This is a genomic window from Nonomuraea sp. NPDC047897 (genome assembly GCF_043204415.1).
Taxonomy (GTDB): domain Bacteria; phylum Actinomycetota; class Actinomycetes; order Streptosporangiales; family Streptosporangiaceae; genus Nonomuraea.
This window is the reverse complement of sequence record NZ_JBIDCC010000003.1, coordinates 53,352-73,055: the sequence shown is the minus strand read 5'-3', so window position 1 is coordinate 73,055 and position 19,704 is coordinate 53,352. Positions and strand designations below refer to the sequence as shown.

At 69.6% G+C, this 19,704-nt stretch carries 15 protein-coding genes; 10 read left to right on the top strand and 5 right to left on the bottom strand.

Features of this window, described 5'->3' with window-relative positions:
• Window positions 1-33 precede the first annotated feature (33 nt).
• Together menE and ACGF0J_RS07195 are read right to left on the bottom strand one after the other, a co-directional pair.
• Window positions 34-1,536 carry an o-succinylbenzoate--CoA ligase gene (menE, locus tag ACGF0J_RS07200; protein ID WP_393142857.1) on the bottom strand — a complete coding sequence of 501 codons (1,503 nt, stop codon included), beginning with the start codon at window positions 1,534-1,536 and terminating at the stop codon, window positions 34-36.
• Window positions 1,529-2,002 (bottom strand): MarR family winged helix-turn-helix transcriptional regulator, encoded by a 474-nt coding sequence (locus ACGF0J_RS07195; RefSeq protein WP_393142855.1) that lies wholly within the window; start codon window positions 2,000-2,002, stop codon window positions 1,529-1,531. Before ACGF0J_RS07195 ends, menE begins: the two co-directional genes overlap by 8 nt.
• A 113-nt stretch (window positions 2,003-2,115) precedes the next feature.
• Between ACGF0J_RS07195 and ACGF0J_RS07190 the strand changes: the two genes are divergently transcribed.
• From ACGF0J_RS07190 to ACGF0J_RS07175, 4 genes are read left to right on the top strand one after another with little or no spacing between them, the layout of a single operon-like run.
• Window positions 2,116-3,030, top strand: coding sequence for an SDR family NAD(P)-dependent oxidoreductase (locus ACGF0J_RS07190; RefSeq protein WP_393142853.1), 915 nt, complete (start codon window positions 2,116-2,118; stop codon window positions 3,028-3,030).
• On the top strand, window positions 3,027-3,905 hold the full coding sequence (locus tag ACGF0J_RS07185) for an amidohydrolase family protein (RefSeq protein WP_393142851.1): 879 nt from the start codon (window positions 3,027-3,029) through the stop codon (window positions 3,903-3,905). Before ACGF0J_RS07190 ends, ACGF0J_RS07185 begins: the two co-directional genes overlap by 4 nt.
• A gap of 15 nt (window positions 3,906-3,920) precedes the next feature.
• On the top strand, window positions 3,921-4,373 hold the full coding sequence (locus ACGF0J_RS07180; protein ID WP_393142849.1) for a MaoC family dehydratase: 453 nt from the start codon (window positions 3,921-3,923) through the stop codon (window positions 4,371-4,373).
• A gap of 18 nt (window positions 4,374-4,391) precedes the next feature.
• On the top strand, window positions 4,392-6,227 hold the full coding sequence (locus ACGF0J_RS07175) for an acyl-CoA dehydrogenase (RefSeq protein WP_393142847.1): 1,836 nt from the start codon (window positions 4,392-4,394) through the stop codon (window positions 6,225-6,227).
• 60 nt (window positions 6,228-6,287) lie between these two features.
• Here ACGF0J_RS07175 and ACGF0J_RS07170 read toward each other — a convergent pair whose 3' ends face one another.
• Window positions 6,288-8,642: an ATP-binding protein gene (locus tag ACGF0J_RS07170; protein ID WP_393142845.1), complete on the bottom strand. Its 2,355-nt coding sequence runs from the start codon at window positions 8,640-8,642 to the stop codon at window positions 6,288-6,290.
• A gap of 280 nt (window positions 8,643-8,922) precedes the next feature.
• Between ACGF0J_RS07170 and ACGF0J_RS07165 the strand changes: the two genes are divergently transcribed.
• From ACGF0J_RS07165 to ACGF0J_RS07150, 4 genes are all read left to right on the top strand, one after another.
• Window positions 8,923-10,434 (top strand): dicarboxylate/amino acid:cation symporter, encoded by a 1,512-nt coding sequence (locus ACGF0J_RS07165; RefSeq protein WP_393142843.1) that lies wholly within the window; start codon window positions 8,923-8,925, stop codon window positions 10,432-10,434.
• A gap of 94 nt (window positions 10,435-10,528) precedes the next feature.
• Complete coding sequence (locus ACGF0J_RS07160) at window positions 10,529-11,656, top strand: pyridoxal-phosphate dependent enzyme (RefSeq protein ID WP_393142841.1); 1,128 nt, start codon at window positions 10,529-10,531, stop codon at window positions 11,654-11,656.
• A gap of 32 nt (window positions 11,657-11,688) precedes the next feature.
• Entirely contained in the window at window positions 11,689-12,321 is a 633-nt protein-coding gene (locus ACGF0J_RS07155; protein ID WP_393142839.1) for a transcriptional regulator, read from the top strand.
• A gap of 8 nt (window positions 12,322-12,329) precedes the next feature.
• The gene (locus ACGF0J_RS07150) at window positions 12,330-12,743 is read left to right on the top strand and encodes a RidA family protein (RefSeq protein WP_393142837.1); all 414 of its coding nucleotides are present in this window, start codon (window positions 12,330-12,332) and stop codon (window positions 12,741-12,743) included.
• Window positions 12,744-12,816: 73 nt separating this feature from the next.
• Here ACGF0J_RS07150 and ACGF0J_RS07145 read toward each other — a convergent pair whose 3' ends face one another.
• Entirely contained in the window at window positions 12,817-16,689 is a 3,873-nt protein-coding gene (locus tag ACGF0J_RS07145) for a helix-turn-helix domain-containing protein (protein WP_393142835.1), read from the bottom strand.
• Between the two features lie 225 nt (window positions 16,690-16,914).
• On the opposite strand from ACGF0J_RS07145, the gene ACGF0J_RS07140 reads away from it, so the two are divergent.
• Window positions 16,915-17,241, top strand: a complete 327-nt coding sequence (locus ACGF0J_RS07140) for a DUF6355 family natural product biosynthesis protein (RefSeq protein WP_393142833.1) — start codon at window positions 16,915-16,917, stop codon at window positions 17,239-17,241.
• A gap of 178 nt (window positions 17,242-17,419) precedes the next feature.
• Here ACGF0J_RS07140 and ACGF0J_RS07135 read toward each other — a convergent pair whose 3' ends face one another.
• Window positions 17,420-18,265: a universal stress protein gene (locus ACGF0J_RS07135; protein WP_393142831.1), complete on the bottom strand. Its 846-nt coding sequence runs from the start codon at window positions 18,263-18,265 to the stop codon at window positions 17,420-17,422.
• Between the two features lie 305 nt (window positions 18,266-18,570).
• Between ACGF0J_RS07135 and fbp the strand changes: the two genes are divergently transcribed.
• On the top strand, window positions 18,571-19,698 hold the full coding sequence (gene fbp, locus ACGF0J_RS07130; protein WP_393142829.1) for a fructose-1,6-bisphosphate aldolase/phosphatase: 1,128 nt from the start codon (window positions 18,571-18,573) through the stop codon (window positions 19,696-19,698).
• Window positions 19,699-19,704 lie beyond the last annotated feature (6 nt).

Here is a 19,704-nt window from a genome sequence, read left to right as displayed (position 1 = left end):
CCGAGCGGGTCACCGCATGAGGCGGCCGCGCCTTCACCGCAGCTTGTCGCGCTGTATCTTGCCGGAGGCGGTCTTGGGCAGTGCGTCCACGAACCTCACCGATCTGGGGACCTTGTACTTCGCCAGGTGGGTTCCGAGATGGGCGAACAGCTCCTCCGGCATGACCGCGACGCCCGGGCTGAGTCGGACGAATGCCCGCCCCACCTCCCCCCACTTGTCATCGGGGACTCCCACGATGGCGCACTCCTCGACGCCTGGATACTGCAGGAGCACGGACTCGACTTCGGCGGGGTACACGTTCTCTCCACCGGAGATGTACATGTTCTTGAGGCGGTCGACGACGTAGAAGTAACCGTCCTCGTCCACCACGCCCAGGTCGCCCGTCCGCAGCCATCCGTCATCGGTGATCACCGCCGCCGTGGCCTCGGGTCTGCCCCAGTAGCCCGCCATGACCGTCGGCCCCTGCACGACGATCTCGCCCGCATCGTCGCGCGCGCCGGCGCTCCTGTCAGAGACCGCGAGTCGCACGTCGGAGAAGAAGTGCGGCACCCCTGCCGAACCGACCTTCGCGAGACTCATGTCCGCGCCGACGATGAGCGCGCCGGGTGCCGCCTCCGTCAGCCCGTAGCCTTGGAGGAAGCTCAGCCCTCGTTGCTGATAGGTGGTGATCAGTGATACCGGCACGGGGGCTCCGCCTGCCAGCAGAGATCGCAGGGAGGTCAGGTCGGCGGTGGGCCACCGTGGGGACCGCGTCAGATCCGCGAACATCGTGGGAACACCGAACATCCATGTGACGCGATGTCGCTCGACCAGGTCGAAACAGGTGTCGGGGTTCCAGGAGGCCATCAGGACGGCGCAGCCGCCCTTGAGCAACGTGGGCAGCAGAGTCATGTTCATCGCGGCCACGTGGAACAGCGGCGCACTGACCAGCGTGACTTCGTCGGTGGTCACGTCGAGCTCGACCAGTACGTTCAGGCAGTTCCAGATGAGGTTGCCGTGCGTCAGGGTCGCGCCCTTGGGCAGCCCGGTGGTTCCGGAGGTGTAGAGGATCATCGCTGAGTCCTCGTGGGCCACGGGCTCGTCGATCGGGTCCGCGGATCCGGATCGCAGGAACTGCTCGTAATCCAGCGTGTCCCCGGTGCGGCCTCCGACGGATACGAGGACGGGTGCCGCCTCCGTCTCAAGGTGCTCGACGACGTTGGAGCCGGTCGCCTCGAAGATCAGCATGGAGACGCCGCAGTCGTCGAGCTGGAAGCCGATCTCCGTCGGCGTGAGGCGCGTGTTGAGGGGGACGAACACGGCTCCCAGCAGGTGGGCGGCGAACATGGTCTCCACGAGTGACGGGGCGTTGGGACCCAAGTAGGCCACGCGGTCGCCGCGGGTGATTCCCCGCGCCCTCATGGCGTGCGCGAGCCTGGTGGTCCGCCGCGAGAGGCCGGCGTAGGTCAGCTCCTCCTCACCGAAGACCAGTGCGCGCCGGTGGGGGGCCGAGCGCGCGCGTCTGACAGGCCACGACCCCAGTCCTTGATTACGCATCCAGATCCTCCTTGTCGCTCGGGCGGCTCTCGCCGGGGTCGGTGAAGACCAGGCGTCGCAAGATGTCGAGCAACTGGTCCCGCTCCGCGTGAGGGAGCGGTGTCAGGAATTCCTCCCGGGTGGCGGCGACGTCTGCCCGCGCCTGCTCCCGGACCGCCCGCCCTTCGGGTGTCGGCGTCACCAGCCGCGTGCGACGGTCCGCAGGATGCGGCAGCCGCTGCACCAGGCCATCGTCTTCGAGTGCGTCGACCAGAGCTACGACGGGGCTGGGGTCGAGGCCGAGAATCTCGGCGATCTCCCGTTGCGAGGCGCCTTCGCGATCACAGACGAGCGACAGGACGGAGTAGTGCCGGACCCTCAGGCCCAGCGTGGCCAGTCGGGCGTTGGTCATCCGCGCCAGCACACCGCTGGCGTAGGCCAGCAGGAAGCCCGTGTCGTCCGCCAGGTCCAGGTCCTTCGGGCTCATACCGGCCTCCGCAGCGAGATCAAACTATATATGAATTCAATGATTGACATTATCATCTATTGATGCATAGTGTCCAGGCCAGACCAGACGATCGGTGCTCAACGGGAGTAAACGTGAATCTCAGTGGAAAGGTCGCCGTCGTCACCGGCGCCGGCCAAGGTCTGGGCCTGGCATACGCCCGGAACCTCGCCGCCGCGGGTGCGCGAGTGGTGGTGAACGACGTGGACGCGGCGAAGGCGGACGCCGCGGTGAAGGAGATCAGCGGGGCCGGCGGGACCGCGGTGGGCGAGGTGGCGCCGGTGGGAAGCAGCGCGACAGCCCAGGCCCTCGTCGACCGTGCGGTTTCGGAGTTCGGGCGGCTCGACGTCATGGTCACCAACGCCGGGGTGCTGCGCGACACCGTCCTGTGGAAGATGAGCGACGACGACTTCGACACCGTCGTTCATGTTCACCTCCGGGGGACGTTCACCTGCGCCCGAGCCGCCGCAGTGCGCATGCGCGAGCAGGGAGAAGGCGGCAGGATCATCTGCGTGGGGTCGCCGACCGGCCAGCGCGGCACCTTCGGGCAGACCAACTACGCCGCCGCGAAAGCCGGCATCGTCGGCATGGTCCGTACCTGGGCGATGGAACTGGCCAAAGCCCGCGTCACGGTCAACGCGATCATCCCGGTGGCGGCCACGGAGATGACCAGGACGGTGCCGTTCCTGCGCGAGCACGTGGAAGCGCTGGCGCGGGGAGAGAAGGTGCCGGCGTTCGTACGCCGCGGCCTCGCCCTCGGCACCCCGGAGGATGCCGCCGGGCTGGTGACGTTCCTCGCCTCGGACGCAGGCGCGAACATCAGCGGCCAAGCGATCGGCATCGGTGGCGACAAGGTCAGCCTGTGGACCCATCCCCATCAGGCCGTCGCCGCCTACGCCGACGGCGGCTGGACCGCCGACGCCCTCGCCGAGGTGTGGCCGACGGCGTTCCGGCCCCACGCCCAATCCGTCGGCGAGCCGCTTCCCGAAGTGAAGGAGCAGGGGACATGACATCGACGATCCGCGTCGACGCGCTTGCCGCCATCGACATGCATGTCCACGTAGAGGTGGACGACGAGGGAGGGACGTCCCTCGGCGGCGAGTTGATGGCCGCCTCGGCCGCGTACTTCAAGGCGGGGCACCGTACCCCCACCGTGGATGAGATCGCCCAGACCTACCGTGAACGGAACATGGCGGCGGTCGTGTTCACCGTCGACCACCAGTCCGCGACCGGCCACCCGCCGATCAGCAACGCGTTCGTGGCTCAGGCGGCGGCCCGGCACCCTGACGTGCTCATCCCGTTCGCGAGCATCGACCCCGCGCGGGGCCGGGCCGGCATCGACGCGGCGGTCGCGCTGGTGGACCAGCACGGCGTCCGGGGCTTCAAATTCCATCCGAGCCTGCAGAACTTCGACCCGACCGACAGAGGCGTCTACCCGTTGTACGAGGCGATCGCCTCGCTGGGTGTACCGGCCGTGTTCCACACCGGCCAGACCGGGATCGGCGCCGGCCTTCCGGGCGGGGGCGGCATACGCCTGGGACTGTCGAACCCCATCCTGCTCGACGAGGTCGCCGCCGCCTTCCCCGAACTCAAGATAGTCATGGCTCACCCGTCGTTCCCCTGGCAGGACGAGGCTCTCGCGGTCGCGACGCACAAGTCGAACGTCTGGATCGACCTCTCCGGATGGGCACCGAAGTACTTCCCGCCCAACCTGATCCGGTACGCCAACACCCTGCTGCAGGACAAGGTGCTCTTCGGATCGGACTTCCCGCTGATCACACCGGATCGCTGGATCGCCGACTTCGACCGGCTGGACATCAAACCGGAAGCCCGCCCCAAGATCCTCAAGGACAACGCCATCCGCCTGCTGGACCTGGCGGAGTGATCGGAGAAGCCCGTCATGGCAAAGACCGTCAGCATGGCCGATCTCCCGGCCCTCGCCGGTACGCATCTCGGCCACAGCCCCTACGTCACCGTCGATCAGCAGCGGATCGACGCCTTCGCCGAGGCGACCACGGACCACCAGTGGATCCATGTGGACCCCGTCGCGGCAGCTTCCGGCCCCTTCGGCACGACGATCGCGCACGGCTACCTGACCCTGTCCCTCGTCATTCCGCTCTGGAGTGACCTGCTGGACGTGCACGACGCCACCACCAAGGTCAACTACGGCCTCAACAAGGTGCGCTTCCCCGCTCCTGTGCGGGCCGGTTCCCAGGTCCGGCTCGACGCGGCGATCGTCGAGGTGACCGACGTCTCCGGAGGGCTCCAGCTCGTCCTCGACGTGACCATGAGCGCGGACGGCACGGACAAGCCGGTCTGCGTGGCCGAGCCGGTCTTCCGCTACTACCGCTGACCACAAGGAAGCCTGGTCATGAGGCACTACAGAAGTCATGTTCGGGACATCGAGTTCAATCTCTTCGAGGTCCTCGGCATTGACGAGATCATCGGTCCGGGCAGTGCCTTCCCGGACCTCGACCGCGAGGTCTGCCGGAGCGCGCTCGCCGAGGTCGCCCGGCTCGCCGAAGGGCCGCTGGCCGAATCGTTCGCGGACGCCGATCGCAACCCCCCGGTCTTCGACCCGGAGACAGGCACCGTCACGCTGCCGGCCTCTGTCAAGGAGGCCTACGCCACACTCCGCCGAACGGAATGGTGGCGGCTGGAAGCCCCCCATGAGCTCGGCGGAGTCTCCGCACCGCGCGCGCTCGTATGGGGTGTCGCGGAACTCGTCCTCGGAGCGAACCCTGTGGTGCACCTTTACGGCACCGGTGTTCCCTTCAGCCACGTCGTGTACGGCCAGGGCACGCCACAGCAGCAGGCCATCGCTCGCCACATGATCGACAGGGACTGGGGCGCCACCATGGCGCTCACCGAGGCCGACGCCGGTTCGGATGTCGGAGCCGCACGCGCGAGAGCTGTGCCGCAGGCAGACGGCACCTGGCATGTCGAGGGGGTCAAACGCTTCATCACCTCAGCGGAACATGACCTCACCGAGAACATCGTGCATCTGGTGCTGGCCCGCCCCGAAGGCGCCCGAGCCGGCACCAAGGGACTGTCCCTCTTCATCGTGCCGAAGCTCCTCTTCGACCTGGAGACCGGCGAGCCGCTGAGGCGCAACGGTGTGCGGGTGACCAACCTCGAGCACAAGATGGGACTCAAGGGCTCCACGACCTGCGAGCTGCGGTTCGGAGAGGACGGGCCTGCGATCGGCTATCTGCTGGGCGATGTCCATGACGGCATCGCGCAGATGTTCCATGTCATCGAGCACACGCGCATGATGGTCGGCGTCAAGGCCATCTCGGCGTTGTCGACCGGCTACCTGAACGCGCTGGAGTACGCCAAGTCTCGTGTGCAGTCAGCCGACCTCGCCAGGATGGGCGACACGAACGCCCCGCGGGTGCCCATCATCAACCATCCCGACGTACGCCGTAGCCTGATGCTGCTCAAGGGCTATGCGGAGGGCTTGCGCGCGCTGGCCCTCTACACCTCCACCTGGCAGGACAAAGCGCTGCTGGATGAGCACGAAGGCGCCGACGACGGCCTGGTGAAGGCGGTGAGCGCGCTGTTGCTGCCGATCGTCAAGGGCGTGGGCTCCGAACGGTCCTACGAGCAACTGGCACATGCTCTGCAGGTGTTCGGCGGGTCCGGCTACCTCCAGGACTACCCACTGGAGCAGTACGTGCGGGACACGAAAGTGGACAGCCTGTATGAGGGAACCACCGCCATCCAAGGCCAGGACCTGTTCTTCCGCAAGATCGTCCGAAACGAGGGTGTCGCGTTCGACGCCCTGCTGGCCGAGATCGACGGCTTTCTCCGCACCATCGCGAGCGACGATCGGCTGCGCCGCGAGCACGATGCCCTCCTTCACGCCGTGGAGAGTTGCCGCGCGATGGTCGATGCGATGCTCCGGCATGCCTGGAACAGCCGGAAGGACCCGTGCGAGCGCTACAAGGCAGGCCAGCACACCACCCGCCTGCTCATGGCCATGGGCGACCTCATGGTCGCCTACCTGCTCGTACGACAGGCGCACGTGGCCGAAGAACGTCTCCGCGCAGGCGGTCTGTCCCCCGGCGAACACGTCTTCTACGAGGGGAAGCTGGGGGTGGCTCGCTTCTTCACGACGACGGTGCTGCCGCACCTCGCCGTCCATCGCACGATCGTCGAGACCACGGACAACGAGCTCATGGAGATCGTCCAGGACGCCTTCTGACCCGGCGCCACCAAGGACCCCGAAACCGCGGGAGGCCGGAGCCTTTGCGGACGACCTTCCTCAAGGTTCTGACGGCTGCCTGTGGTGATCGGCGTACCACGTGGCGATCTGGGAGCGAGAGCTGAAGCCGAGTTTGTCGAGAATGTGCTCGACGTGGGCTTCGGCGGTCCGCTGCGCGATGACCAACTGAGTGGCGATCTCCTTGTTCCGCTTCCCACGGGCGATCAGCTCTGCCACCTGCCACTCTCTCCGCGTCAGCGTCGGCGCCTCGTCCGTGACCGGCGGCCGGGAGCCGGCGGGCGCGGACCTGCCGGATGGTGCGTGGTTGCCGAGCGCGAAGGCGACGACCTCGTCGATGTCGAGGTTCGCCCCTCGCTGATGGGCGTCTTCGTATGCCGGATCGCCCAGCCTGGCACGCAGGGCGGACTCGCACCGCTGATGGGCGTCGGCATACGCCCGGAAGCCCGCCAGGGACAGGTCGAGGTCGCGCCGGACCATGTGGGCGGCGCCCAGCAGTCCCGCGGCACGTTCCGGACTGCCTCGCTCGGCAGTGGCCCATCCCAGACACTCGATGCTCCACGCCAGGCTGTACCTGTAGCCGGTCGACTGACGCAGACCGGCCTCGAACAACTGCGCGGCGGCTCCTGCATCGCCGGAGCACCATCGCTCGATTCCGGTGACCCACATCCCCATGGAGATCTCGCCTGGCGCCCCCGCGTCCTCGGCCATCGCCCGGCATCTCGCCGCGAAGGCGCCGGCACGCGGATCTCCATGGAAGGACGCCGCGAGTGCCAGGTAGAACGTAGGCAGAAAAGGAGTTTCCACCGCGCGGCTTCGCGTGGGGCCGCCGTTGTGCTCGTACCAGACCAGAGCGTCCTCCAGTTGCTCGACCGCGCTCCGGTAATCTCCACGGAGCAAGGCGAGCCTTCCTGACAGGAAGCCGACCGTCGCCTGGGAGGCGGGGGTCCGCCAGTTCTGGGAGAGAACACGACACTGGTCGACCAGCGCCGTGGCGGCGTCGAGGTCGCCCTGCATGAGAGCGAACAGCCCTTCCGTCGCCAGCGCTTCGAAACGAACGGGCTCCGGCCCTTGTCCGCGCCCGATCGCCCGTTCCAGCCAGTAGCGCGCTTCGCTCAGGCCGCCGAAGAAGACCCAGTAGCCGTAGAGGTCATTGACGATCTGCATGCCCGCCTCGGTGCAGGCCGGATCATCGAGGCAGAAGTCCAGCGCCAACCGGAAATTCGGCATCTCGGACACCATGCCGGTGTAGTACTCGGCCTGCAGAGGGCTGAACCACCCCGCCTTGGTCCGTGCCGCCAGATCTCGGTAGTAGGCCAGGTGGCGCCGGCGCAGCGCTGCCTGCTGGCCGCTCTCGCTCAGTTGCTCATCACCGAACTGCCGCAGCAGCTCCAGCATGCGGTACCGCGCCCGCGAGCCCGAGTTGTCGCTGCTGACGACCGATTTGTCGATCAACGATGCGAGGAGGGCGAGGATGTCTTCCCGTGCCAGCGGATCGCCCGAGCAGACTTCTTCGGCGGCGTTGACGTCGAATCCGTCGGCGAAGACCGAAAGGCGAGCCCAGAGAGTCCGTTCCGCGGGCGAGCACAGGTTGAAGCTCCAGCCCACCGTGGCACGCAGGGTCTGATGGCGGGGAAGGACGGTGCGGTAGCCCTGCCGCAGAAAGTGCAGACGGTCGTCGAGTCGATCGATGATCTGATCGACGGAAAGCGTGCGAAGCCAGACGGCGGCCAGTTCGATGGCCAGCGGTATGCCGTCGAGAAGCCGGCACAGTCTCGCGACGGCGGCCGCATCCTCGGCGGCGGCATCAGGGCAGACTTTCCTGGCACGTTCCAGGAACAGCGCCGGAGCCTCGTAGAGCTGGAGGTCTCCGGCCGCCGCCTGCTCATCGGCGGGGACGGAGAGCGGAGGCACGATGAACAACGCTTCGTCCTGAACGCCCAGGGATTCCCGGCTGGTGGCCAGGATGTGCACGTCAGGCGCCACACTGAGCAGTGCGTCGGCGAAGCCGGCGCACTCGCCGACGAGATGCTCGCAGTTGTCCAGCACCAGCAGCATCCGGTTGCCGCGGAGGTGCTCGATCAGCGTGTCCAAGGAAGACCGATACGCATCGTCGCGCACTCCCAGCGCCCCGGCTACCGCGCGCACCAGCAACGCCTTGTCCTTGAGATGGGCGAGTCGGACCACCCACACACCGTCGGCGAACGACCGCCGCAGGCCGGCGGCGACGTACAGGGCGAGCCTGGTCTTGCCGACCCCACCGGGGCCGGTCAACGTCACCAGCCGGGACGACGACAACAACTGCTTGATCGCGGACGCCTCATGCCTGCGGCCGACGATCTTCCTGGAGTCGGCCGGAAGGTTGTCTCGTATCGATCTCGATATCGATTCGGCCACGATTTATATTAACAACGAGTCGGGCCGTTATTTCGCCGACGCCGCCGTTCGCGATGGCCGGCTGTCGAAGGTCTGCTCGATCAGCCGACGTCTGATGCGCCGGCCAGCGCAGGCGCTTGGGCGTCACCTTCACCGAGGCGGTGGGGATCGGGGAGCCTTGACCGGTCGTGCTGGAGATCGGGTCCGTCGGGTACCACGCCGCCCTGCCGACCGGGCGGGGAGCCGTGAGATTTAGACAGTTAGACTCCTATTGCAATTTTGGACGGCGAATCTATAGTTGGTGGGCACAAGCACCACTCCCCACGACTACCCAGTCGTAGCAGCCCTGAAGAAGCGGTCGCCGGTTCCTGATCGGCACAGCGGCCGCGCCAACCATCCCGCCGCGCGGTCCCTCACCAGGGGCCGACGACCTGGCACCAGGTGGCCTCCCGGGCTGACGACTGACGATCGGCTCGTCTGCCCGTCACCAGACGCCACGCTGCAACCGCTGAAGCAGAAGCCTTCCAGGAAGTCGCCCATGAAAAACAAGGCCGCCATCGCCATCGCCGCAGCCCTCGTTCTCGGCGTCGGCGTAGGACTCAGTTGCCATCAGCTGACGACCGACGACACCGTCCGAGCAGGCATCGTCGACGTCTTCGACACCGTCGCCCACCTCTTCCTCAATCTCATCAAGATGGTCATCGCGCCGTTGATCTTCGCCACGATCGTGTCGGGCATCATCAACGCCGCCAAGTCGGGGCTGGGCAAGATCTTCGCCCGTTCGATGCTCTGGTTCGTCTCAGCCTCCGTCATCGCCGGTCTGGCCGGCTTCGGCGTGGCTCACCTGCTGGGCGTCGGCGAGGGACTGCACCTCAAGGCGACCGGCGCGGACTCCGGACTCCAGGCCGAACCCACCGATCCTGGAACGTTCCTCGTCAACCTGGTTCCCCAGAGCTTCGTCAAGGCACTCGCCGAGAACCAGCCCCTGCAGATTCTGATCTTCGCCATGTTCTTCGGCGCGGCGCTGCTGTCCCTCAAGAGGGAGGGCAGTAACAAGATCGGGTCGATGATCGACGAACTGACCGCGGTCATGCTGCGGATGACGGGATACGTCATGATCCTGGCCCCGCTGGGGGTCTTCGCGGCCGTCGCCTCGGCGTTCACGGACGAGGGATTCGAGGCGTTCACCACGTACGGGTCGTTCATCGCGACCTTCTACGGTGCGCTGGCAGGACTGTGGGTCGTCATGCTGGGCGTCGCGGTGCTGTTCCTCGGCCGAGCGGCGTTCCGCCTCGTGGTCGCCATCCGGGAGCCGATGTTCATCGCGTTCTCCACCGCCAGCACCGAGGCCGCGTTTCCCCGGCTGATCGAATCCCTCACGAAGTTCGGCGTGGATCGCCGGACGACGGGCTTCGTCCTGCCGATGGGGTATGCGTTCAATCTCGACGGCTCGATGCTGTACATGACGTTCGCGGGCACGTTTCTGATCAACGCCTACGATGTCGACCTCAGCATCGGCCAGCAGCTTCTCATGGTGCTGGTCCTTCTGATCAGTAGTAAGGGCATGGCCGGCGTCCCGCGAGGCGCGCTCGTCATCGTCGCGGCCGTGGTGCCCGGATTCGGGGTTCCCGCAGCCGGCGTCGCTCTGCTGCTGGTCATCGACCAGATACTCGACATGGGGCGTACCGCGACGAACTGCCTGGGCAACGGCATCGCCACCGCGGTCATCGGGCGGATGCCGCACGGCGCCCAGGCGGACGAGCCTCGTGCACGGCAGAAGGGCGACGAACTGGTCGAGCCTGCCGGCGCGTGAAGACCCATCGCTCGTGCGAACCGCGGCGTTCGCACGAGCCCCTCCCCGAACCGACATCCTCGTCGACATCCCGTCGACATCCGAAGGAGAACCCATGAAGCAGTCCACGGAAACTCCCCACCTCGTCGACCGGAGCGGGCGACGCTATGGTCTGGCGGAACCACGCTGGCGCGGCGACGACGGCGGCCCGCTCATGATGAGCCCGCTCCCCGGCATCACTCCGTCGCAGGTGGACGCGGCCGAGCGCTCGCTGTGGCGATACGGCGCGGCGATCCCGGTGGACCCTGCGGCGCGGGTGAGCCTGGGCGAGGGATTCACGCCGCAGGTGCCGTTGGACTGGCGTGGCAGGAACATCCATTTCAAGCTCGAATGGTTCAATCCCACGTCCAGTTTCAAGGACCGTGGGACGGCTGTCATGATCTCCCACCTGGCGAGTCTCGGTGTCACCGAACTGCTTGAAGACAGCTCCGGCAACGGAGGGTCGTCAGTCTCCGCGTACTGCGCGGCGTCCCGGATCCACGCCAGGATTCTCGCTCCAGCGACGATGTCGGAGGCGAAGACCCTGCAGTGCCGGGCCTTCGGCGCCGACGTCGAGCTGTACCCGGGGACCAGGGACGAGGTGGCCGAGGAGGCCCTGCGGCAGTCGGCCGAGGTGTTCTACGCCAGCCACAACTGGCATCCGTTCTTCCTCCAGGGCACCAAGACCATCGCCTACGAGATGTGGGAGATGCTCGGCTTCCGCGCACCCGACAACGTCGTCCTCGTCGCGGGCGCCGGCAGCGTCGTTCTCGGCTGCGACATCGCGTTCACCGAGCTGCTCGAAGCCGGCCAGATCGACCGCCGCCCCCGCCTGCTGGTCGGTCAAGCCGAGAGCTGGGCCACCATCGTCGACGGCGTCAACGGCTCGTCCACCGCCCCGCGTACCCGCACACCCACGATCGCCGCAGGGGCTTCCATCTCCGCGCCGGTACGGCTGAGGGAAGTGGTCGAGGCGATCCACCGATCCGACGGCGCGGCCATCGCCATCGGCGAGGAGTCCATCCGCGCGAGCCTGCGAGAACTGCTCGCCCGGGGCCTGTACGCGGAACCGACGAGCGCGGTGGCAGTGGCCGCGCTGGATCAGTACATCGCGAACGGCACCATCGGCGCGGATGAGACTACGATCGTGGTTCTCACCGGCTCAGCGCTCAAGGCAGCCGACACGATGGCCGCCGTGATCTGACGAGCCGTGATCTGACGAAGGGTTCGGACGACATGACGTCGACAGAGGACGAACACCTGCTTCACGAAGCAGAGAAGATCGCCACCGCCGTCGGAAAGATGTTCCCCGGCCTGTGCGAAGTGGTCCTCCACGATCTCACGCAGCCGGATCACGCGATACGCGTGATCGAGAACAACCTGTCCGGCCGCAAGATCGGCGACTCCGCGACCGAACTCGGGCTCCAGCGCATCAAGGACCCCGAATTCCCGAGCGTCATCCAGAACTATCCCAACAAGTTTCCCGACGGCCGTCCGGTGAAGAGCACGTCCATCGGGATCAGGAACAGCGAGGGGCGCTACATCGCGGCGCTCTGCCTGAATCTTGACGTGTCGGCCCTGTCCCCTCTGCTCATGACGCTGGCGAACGTGATAGAGACCGGCGCGGCCGACGCCGCGCCGGTGGAGACGCTCAGCGACCGCAGGTCCAAGGAACTGCGGGACGCCATCGAGGCCTTCGCCGCCGAGCGGTCTCAGACGCCTCGCGGGCTGGGCAGGGAAGCCAAACGGGAACTCGTCCGAAAACTGCACCGTTCAGGCTATTTCGAATCACGCAGCTCCGCCCTCACCATAGCGAATCTGCTGGGAATCTCTCGGGCGAGCGTCTACAACTACACGAAACAGAAATGAGACCTTCGATGACCGATCGGTCGCCGACGCGGCATCCCCTCCCCATATCCCTGCTGAACACGCCGGCACTGCAGCCGCCCCTGGGGCATTACTCGCACCTATCCGTTCATTCCGGTTTGGCATTCATCTCAGGACAGCTCCCGGTTGACCCGAGCGGCAGAGTCCTCGCCGACGAGCCGTTCGCGGAACAGGCACGGCAGGTGCTGCACAACCTTGACGCCTGCCTGGCCGAGCTGGGAGCCGATCGCAGCCGGTTGCTCCAGGTCACCTGCTACGTCACGGACATATCGAACTGGCCCGCTTTCGACACGCTCTACAGCGAATGGATCGGTGATCACCGGCCTGCCCGCGCCGTCGCGGGAGCCAGCGAACTCCACTACGGCTCCGCCATCGAGATCCATGCCATCTCCGCCACCCACTGACCCACGCCGAGAAGGGGAGATCGCCTGGCGTAGGCGGGCGTGAGCCCCTCGACAGCGGCGATGCCGTCGCGGGTCAGCCGGGGCAGGGCGGCGTGTGGGCGAGGCCGGAGAAGTGCTCCGCCCACTCGGCCGGGGTGACGGCCGGGTGGGCGAGGGCGCAGACGCGGGCCGCGACCCGCTCGGGGTCGGGGTCCCACAGCCGCGCCGTCCGGTCGGCGCTCACCGTGGCCAGGGTGCGGCCGTCGGGGGCGAACGCCGCCGCCCGGACGGTGTCCGCGTGCCCGGCGAGCGTGGCCAGCGGGCGCGGCCGCCGCGGGTCGGCGAGGTCCCACAGCCGGACGGTCCGGTCGTCGCCGGTGGTGGCGAGCAGGCCGCCGCGCGGCGCGAACGCCACCGCGCTGACGCCGGCCCGGTGTCCGTCGAGGGTGGCGAGGAGGGCCGGGCCGCGCCGGTCGGTGACGTCCCACAGGCGTACGGTCCGGTCGAAGCTGGCCCCGGCGAGCACGCGCCCGTCCGGGCTGTAGGCCACCGCGTGGACGGGGCCGGCGTGCTTCGGCAGCGTCGCGATCAGCGCCGGCCTGCGGGGGTCGGCCAGGTCCCACAGCCGCACCATGGCGTCGAACCCGGCGCTCGCCAGCGTGCGCCCGTCGGGGCTGAACGCCACGGTGTACAGGGAGCCGGCGTGGTAGGGGATCGTGGCGATCAGCGCCGGTCTGCGGGGGTCGGCGAGGTCCCACAGCCGCACCGTGTTGTCGAACCCGGCGCCGGCCAGCGTGCGGCCGTCGGGGCTGAACGCGACGGCCCGGACCCTGGCGGTGTGCTCGGTGAGGGTGGGCAGCTCGCCGGGTCTCGCCGGGTCGGACACGTCCCACAGCCGTACCGTCTCGTCCTCGCCGGCCGCCGCGAGGACGGTGCCGCCGCGGCCGAACGCCAGCGCGTACGTGGTGCCGGACGGGCTGTCGAGCACCCCGGCCGGGGCGGGCCGGTAGGGGTCGGTGACGTCCCACAGCCGCACGTCGCGGCCGTCACCCGCGGTGGCCAGGAGCCGCCCGCCGGGGTGGAATGCCGCCGCGCGCACGGCTCCCTCGTGCCCGCGCGCGACGGGGCCGCCGGTGTCCCACAGCCGGGCGCTGCGGTCCCAGCTACCGCTGGCCAGGGTGCGTCCGTCGGGATGGAACGCCACGGACCCGACCGTGTCGCTGTGCCCGGTGAGCGTCGTCAGCAGCCGCGGCCGGGCCGGGTCGGCTACCGTCCACACCCTGATCTCGTGATCCCATCCGCCGGTCGCCACGGTCAGCCCGTCAGGGGCGAACCCGGTCGTGATCACGGGGCCTGAGTGGCCCGCCATGACGCCGAGCGCACGCGGGCGGCGCGGGTCGGAGACGTCCCACAGGCGGCCCGTGCGGTCGTCGCTCCCGGTGGCGATCCGGGTGCCGTCGGGGCTGAACGTCACACCCCAGACGTCCTCGCCGTGCCCGGTGAGCCTGCCGAGCGGGCGGGGGGCGGCCGGGTCGGAGACGTCCCACAGGCGGCCGATGTCGTCGTCGCCGGTGCTGGCCAGGACGCGGCCGTCAGGGCTGAGCGCGACACCGCGGACGGCCCCGACGTGCCCGGTCAGGGAGGCGAGCGGGCGGGGGGCGCGCGGATCGGTGAGGTCCCACAACCGGACGGCGCCGTCGTCGCCCGTGGTCGCCGCCATGGCGCCGTCGGCGGTCAGGGCGACCGACCAGGCGGACACCCGATGGGCGGTGATCCCGGCGAGCCGGACCGGCCGCCGCCGGTCGGAGACGTCCCAGACGCGCAGCGATCCGTCGAGCCCGGCGGTCACCAACCGGCGCGCGTCGGCGCTGAGCGCGGCGGACTCGACGTCGTCGGCGTCCGCGCCGAACGCCGACAGCAGACGCGGCCGGTGCCGGGCGGTCACGTCCCAGAGCCGGACGCCGTCGTCGCCCGCGGTGACGAGCAGATCGCCGCGGCGGCTGAACACCGCCTTGTTGACGCCGTCGCCCGCGGCCAGCCGGGTCGCGTAGGGCATGGTGAACGCGGTGAGCAGCCCGCCTCGCGCCTCGGTGGTGCCGGACAGCCGGTAGGCGGCGAGGCTGAGCTGCGCGGCCAGCGACGGCGCCGCCTCGCGCAGGGCGGCGGCCTCGCCGGCGACCTTCTGCGACAGCGCGACGTCGCGCTGCTCGGTGGCCGCGAGCTGGGTGCGGGCGGCGTACACGGTGGCCGTGGAGGCCAGCACCAGCAGGACGGCGAGGGTGACGGCCAGGTGGCGCAGCCGCCGGCCGCGGCGGCGGGCGGCTGCCTCCTCGGCGGCGCGCAGGTCCAGCCCGGCGTCCAGGAACTCCCGCTCCGGCACGGTGAGCCCGGTGTCGGCGTCGGCCGCCCACTCCTGGACCGTCTGCAGGCGGGCGCCCCGGAACAGCAGGGACGGGTCGCGCCCCTCGCGCTCCCACGTCTCGGCCGCTTCCAGGAGCTGGCGGCGCAGCCGCAGACCGGCGCGGCCGGCGAGGATCCACTCGCGCAGCAGCGGCCAGGCCCGCAGCAGCGCCTCGTGCGCCGGCTGCACGTGGCAGGCGTCCACGGTGAGCAGCCGGGCGCGGGCGAACGCCTCGACCACCGCCGCGGTGGCCGCCGGGGGGAAGTGCGACTCGGGCAGCCGGCGCGGGTCCACGGGGCGGCGGGTCTCGGCGTCGTCCTCGCCCACGCACACCATCTGCAGGAACAGCCTGCGGGCGATCTCCCGGCCCTCGGGGTCGAGGGTCTGGTAGACGCGTTCGGCGCTCGCGGCGACGGCGCCGCCGATGCCTCCGGTCCGCCGGTAGTCCTCGACGGTCAGGGTGTCGCCGCTGCGCCGCTGCCAGGTGACGAGCATCGCGTGCGACAGCAGGGGCAGCGCGCCGGGCTCGTGCACGGGGCCGGGGTGGTGCTCGGGGGTGCCCGGCCGTACGCCGAGGTCGCGCAGCAGCACCTCCACCAGGCCCGGCTCCAGGGTGAGGCCGGCGGCGCGCGCCGGGCCGGTGATCACGTCGCGCAGCTCGGACGGCGACATGGGGCCGAGCGGCAGCTGGCCGTCGCGCAGGGCGTCCACCAGGGCGGGATGGGCCAGGCAGTGGCCGTAGAAGTCGGCCCGCACCCCGAGGACGACCAGCGCAGCCGCCTCGCCTCCGGTTCCGGGTGGCGCGGGCGGCGCGGGCGGCGCGGGCGGCACGGTGAGGGCGTGGACCGCTGAGAGGAACGTGTGCCGCTCCGCCGGGTCGCGGCAGAGCGTGAAGATCTCCTCAAGCTGGTCGACGACGAGCACCAGCCGCCGGGTGCCGGACCCGCCCAGTCCCGCGCGGACCCGGGCGGCGAACGCGGCCGGGCCGTCGCCGAGCGCCCGGCCCAGGGCGGCGCCGTCCAGCCCGGTGGCGGTGGCGACGCGCGACAGCAGCTCGCCGACCGGCCGGTCGCCGGGTGTGAACAGCAGCGCGGGCCAGGACCGGGAGCCGGGCACCGGCAGCGCGCCGCCCCGCACGGCGGCCAGCAGTCCGGCCCGCAGCAGCGACGACTTGCCCGCCCCCGAGGGGGCGACCACGGCGAGCGGCCCCTGCCCGTGGAGCCGCTCGGTCAGCCAGCTCACGAGCAGGGCGGCGGCGCGCTGCCTGCCGAAGAACCAGCGCGCGTCCTCCTCCTCGTACGGCCGCAGCCCCCGGTACGGGCAGCCACGGGCGCCGCGTTCGACCAGGGCGGCCAGCGCCCCGCCGGTCTGCAGCACCTCGTCGCAGCGATCGGCGACGCCCGGGGTGAGCGCCTTCTCGTCGGTCTCGACCTTGCTGAGGTAGCCCTTGGTGTAGTGGGTGCGCCGGGCCAGCTCGTTCAGGGACAGCCCGCGTTCCTGGCGGAGCCGCCGCAGGCTGGCGCCCGGGCTGCCGGTCTCCGTGTCCTGCCGTTCATCGGCCCGCACCCGCGCACCCCACCCTTTCGCTTACCGCCCGCACCCGCCGAGACACTCACTGTAGTCAGGCGAGGGCGCTGCGCGAACCCCGACGTGGCAGCCCGTTTCCCGGTTTCCTCCTGGCCGGGGGGCCGGGAAACCCCTTCTGACCGGGGGCTGCGCCGCGCCACGATCCACCTGTCGAACTCGCCACCGCATACGGCGGTGGCCGGCACACCGAAGGGAGAAGCTCCCATGAGCAAGCCCACCAGGACCCGCCGGGCGGCCGTCGCCGCGTCCGCCCTCTGCGCCGCCACGCTCCTCGCGGGCGGCACGGGCGCCACCGCGGCGTCCGCCCCGGCCGAGGACGGGGTGCGGATCTCCATGGCGGCGGCGCGGCAGTGCGGGCTCTACCGGGACGGGAGCGCCGCGATGTACGGGAACTGCGGCACGGGGAACGAGCGGATCCTCGTGACGTATCTCATCTCGCCGAGCGAGTACTTCTGCGTGCCGGCGGGCGAGTCCAGGTACGTCGGCTCCTGGAACTGGACCTTCCGGGCCTACGTGCGCGGCACCTGCTAGCCGCTTCCCGCAACGGGCGCGCCCCCTCCGCGCCCGCCCTCCTCCCCCGGTCCCAGGAGGGCGGGCGGCCCGCCCGCCCTCCTGGCGGCTGACTCGTTGACGTCGCCCATCGTGCTCCAGGCGGAAGTTCTGTTCCGTGCACGAGTCCACAGCGCGTACAAGTACGCGCCACAGGTCGTCAGTCGGTCCGGACGCGTGGCCGTACGACGGCCACGGGGCAGGCCGCGTAGTGGAGGACGCCGTGACTGACCGACCCGAGCACGGCCGAGCGGATCACTCCCCGGCCCCGCGAGCCCACGACGACCAGGTCGGCACGCGCGGACGCCTCGCACAACGCCGCCACGGGCTTTCCGCGGACGACCGATACGGTCACCGCGACGCCGGGCTGCCGCTTCGTCCATGGCGTCAGCACGGTGCGAACGCGTTCCTGCGTCGCCTGGGCGATGGTTTCGGTGCCCGACCTGCCGGCCGGCACGTCCCAGGCGTGCACGACCCGCACGCGCGCACCGCGTGCCCGCGCCTCCTCGAAGGCGTAGTCGAGGGCCGGGTGTACGGCGTCGCCGGGATCGACCCCGGCCACGATCTCGCCCTGGACGATGGCGGGCGCCCCGTGGACCACCACCACAGGCCCCGCGACGTGCCCGGCGAGGCCCAGTCCCACCGAGCCCAGCAGGAGCCCGGCGAATCCGTCCACGCCTCGGCTGCCCACCACGACGGCCGCCGCATCGACGGCCTGCGCGCGCAGGATCTCGGTGGTGTTGCCGTAGAGCAGTTCGGTGCTCACCCGGACGTCCTTGCGGGACTCGGCGGCCAGCGCGGCGGCCTCGGCCAGCATCCGCTCGCCTTCCTCACGCACGGCGTCGTCGAGCGCGCGCTCATACGGTTGCCCTCCGTGGACGGACGGCGCCACAACGTGGACGATCCGCAGGTCGCGTGCGCGTCGAGCCGCGTCGTCGAGCGCCCACAGCACCGCGGCCAGCGCTGCCCGTGAACCGTCCACGCCTACGATGATCGGTTCGGACATGCGGCCGCCCCTTCCCGGTCGGCGGTCTGGACGGTGTGCTCGATCCTCTGTGCTCGTGTGGGCGGCATCGTCCCTCCGGACGTGGTTGCGTATCCGCTTCGCCGTGTCAAGACACGGATCCCCTCGTCGGTGGCGAAGGACACCTCTGTCGTCACCATCAGGCAGCAAGGAGGGTCGTAGCACCCTCCCGCCGGGTGCGACGGCTAATTCGCCGGAACCGCATAATGCGTACGCTTCCATGCCAAACTGGGCACAAAGGGGATATATCGGCACTAAGAGGACGATTTCGATCGAAGGCGATCATCATGATCACTCTTAGCATCATCAAGGCCGACACCGGCGGGTTCGTCGGCCACTCGGCCGTGCACCCGGACATGATGGCCGAGGCTCGCCGCGAAGTCGGCCGGGCCGTCGCATCGGGGCTGCTCATCGACGGGCACGTGGCGAGCTGCGGTGACGACGTCTCGCTCGTCATGACCCACACCTACGGCCCGGACGCGGAGCTCATCCACTCCTTCGCCTGGGACACCTTCCAGGCCACCACGCATGTCGCCAAGGAGCTCGGCCTGTACGGCGCCGGCCAGGACATCCTGTCGGACGCCTTCTCCGGCAACCTGCGCGGCATGGGCCCCGGCTACGCCGAGCTGGACTTCGAGGAGCGGCCCTCGGAGCCGGTGATCTGCTTCCTGGCCGACAAGACCGAGCCGGGAGCGTGGAACCTGCCGCTGTACAAGATGTTCGCCGACCCGTTCAACACCGCCGGCCTGGTCATCGACCAGAAGATGCACGCCGGCTTCGCCTTCGAGGTCTACGACCTGTACGAGGAGAAGCGCATCTTCTTCGACTGCCCAGCCGAGCTGTACGAGATGCTGATGTACATCGGCGCCCCGGCCCGCTACGTGGTGCACAGCGTGCGCTCCAAGACGCTCGGCGAGACCGCGGCCGCGACCAGCACCCAGCGGCTGTCACTGATCGCCGGCAAGTACGTCGGCAAGGACGACCCGGTGATGATCGTCCGCTGCCAGTCCGGGCTGCCTGCCGTGGGTGAGGTGCTGGAGCCCTTCACCTTCGCCTACGGAGTGGCCGGCTGCATGCGCGGCTCCCACCACGCCCCGATCATGCCCGTCTCCGCCGAGGACGCGCACCCGTCCCGTTTCGACGGCCCGCCTCGCGTGGTGGCCCTGGGCTTCCAGATCCACGACGGCAAGCTGATCGGCCCGCGCGACCTGTTCGCCGATCCGGCCTTCGACAGGGCGCGCGAGCAGGCCAACGAGGCCATGGACTACCTGCGCAGGCACGGCCCGTTCGAGCCGCACCGCCTGCCCTTGGAGGACCTGGAGTACACCACGATGGCCGTCCTCACCAAACGGCTCGCCGGCCGCTGGACCCCGATGACCACCGAACTCGCCACGGCAGCGCCCACCCGGAGCTGAACGGGG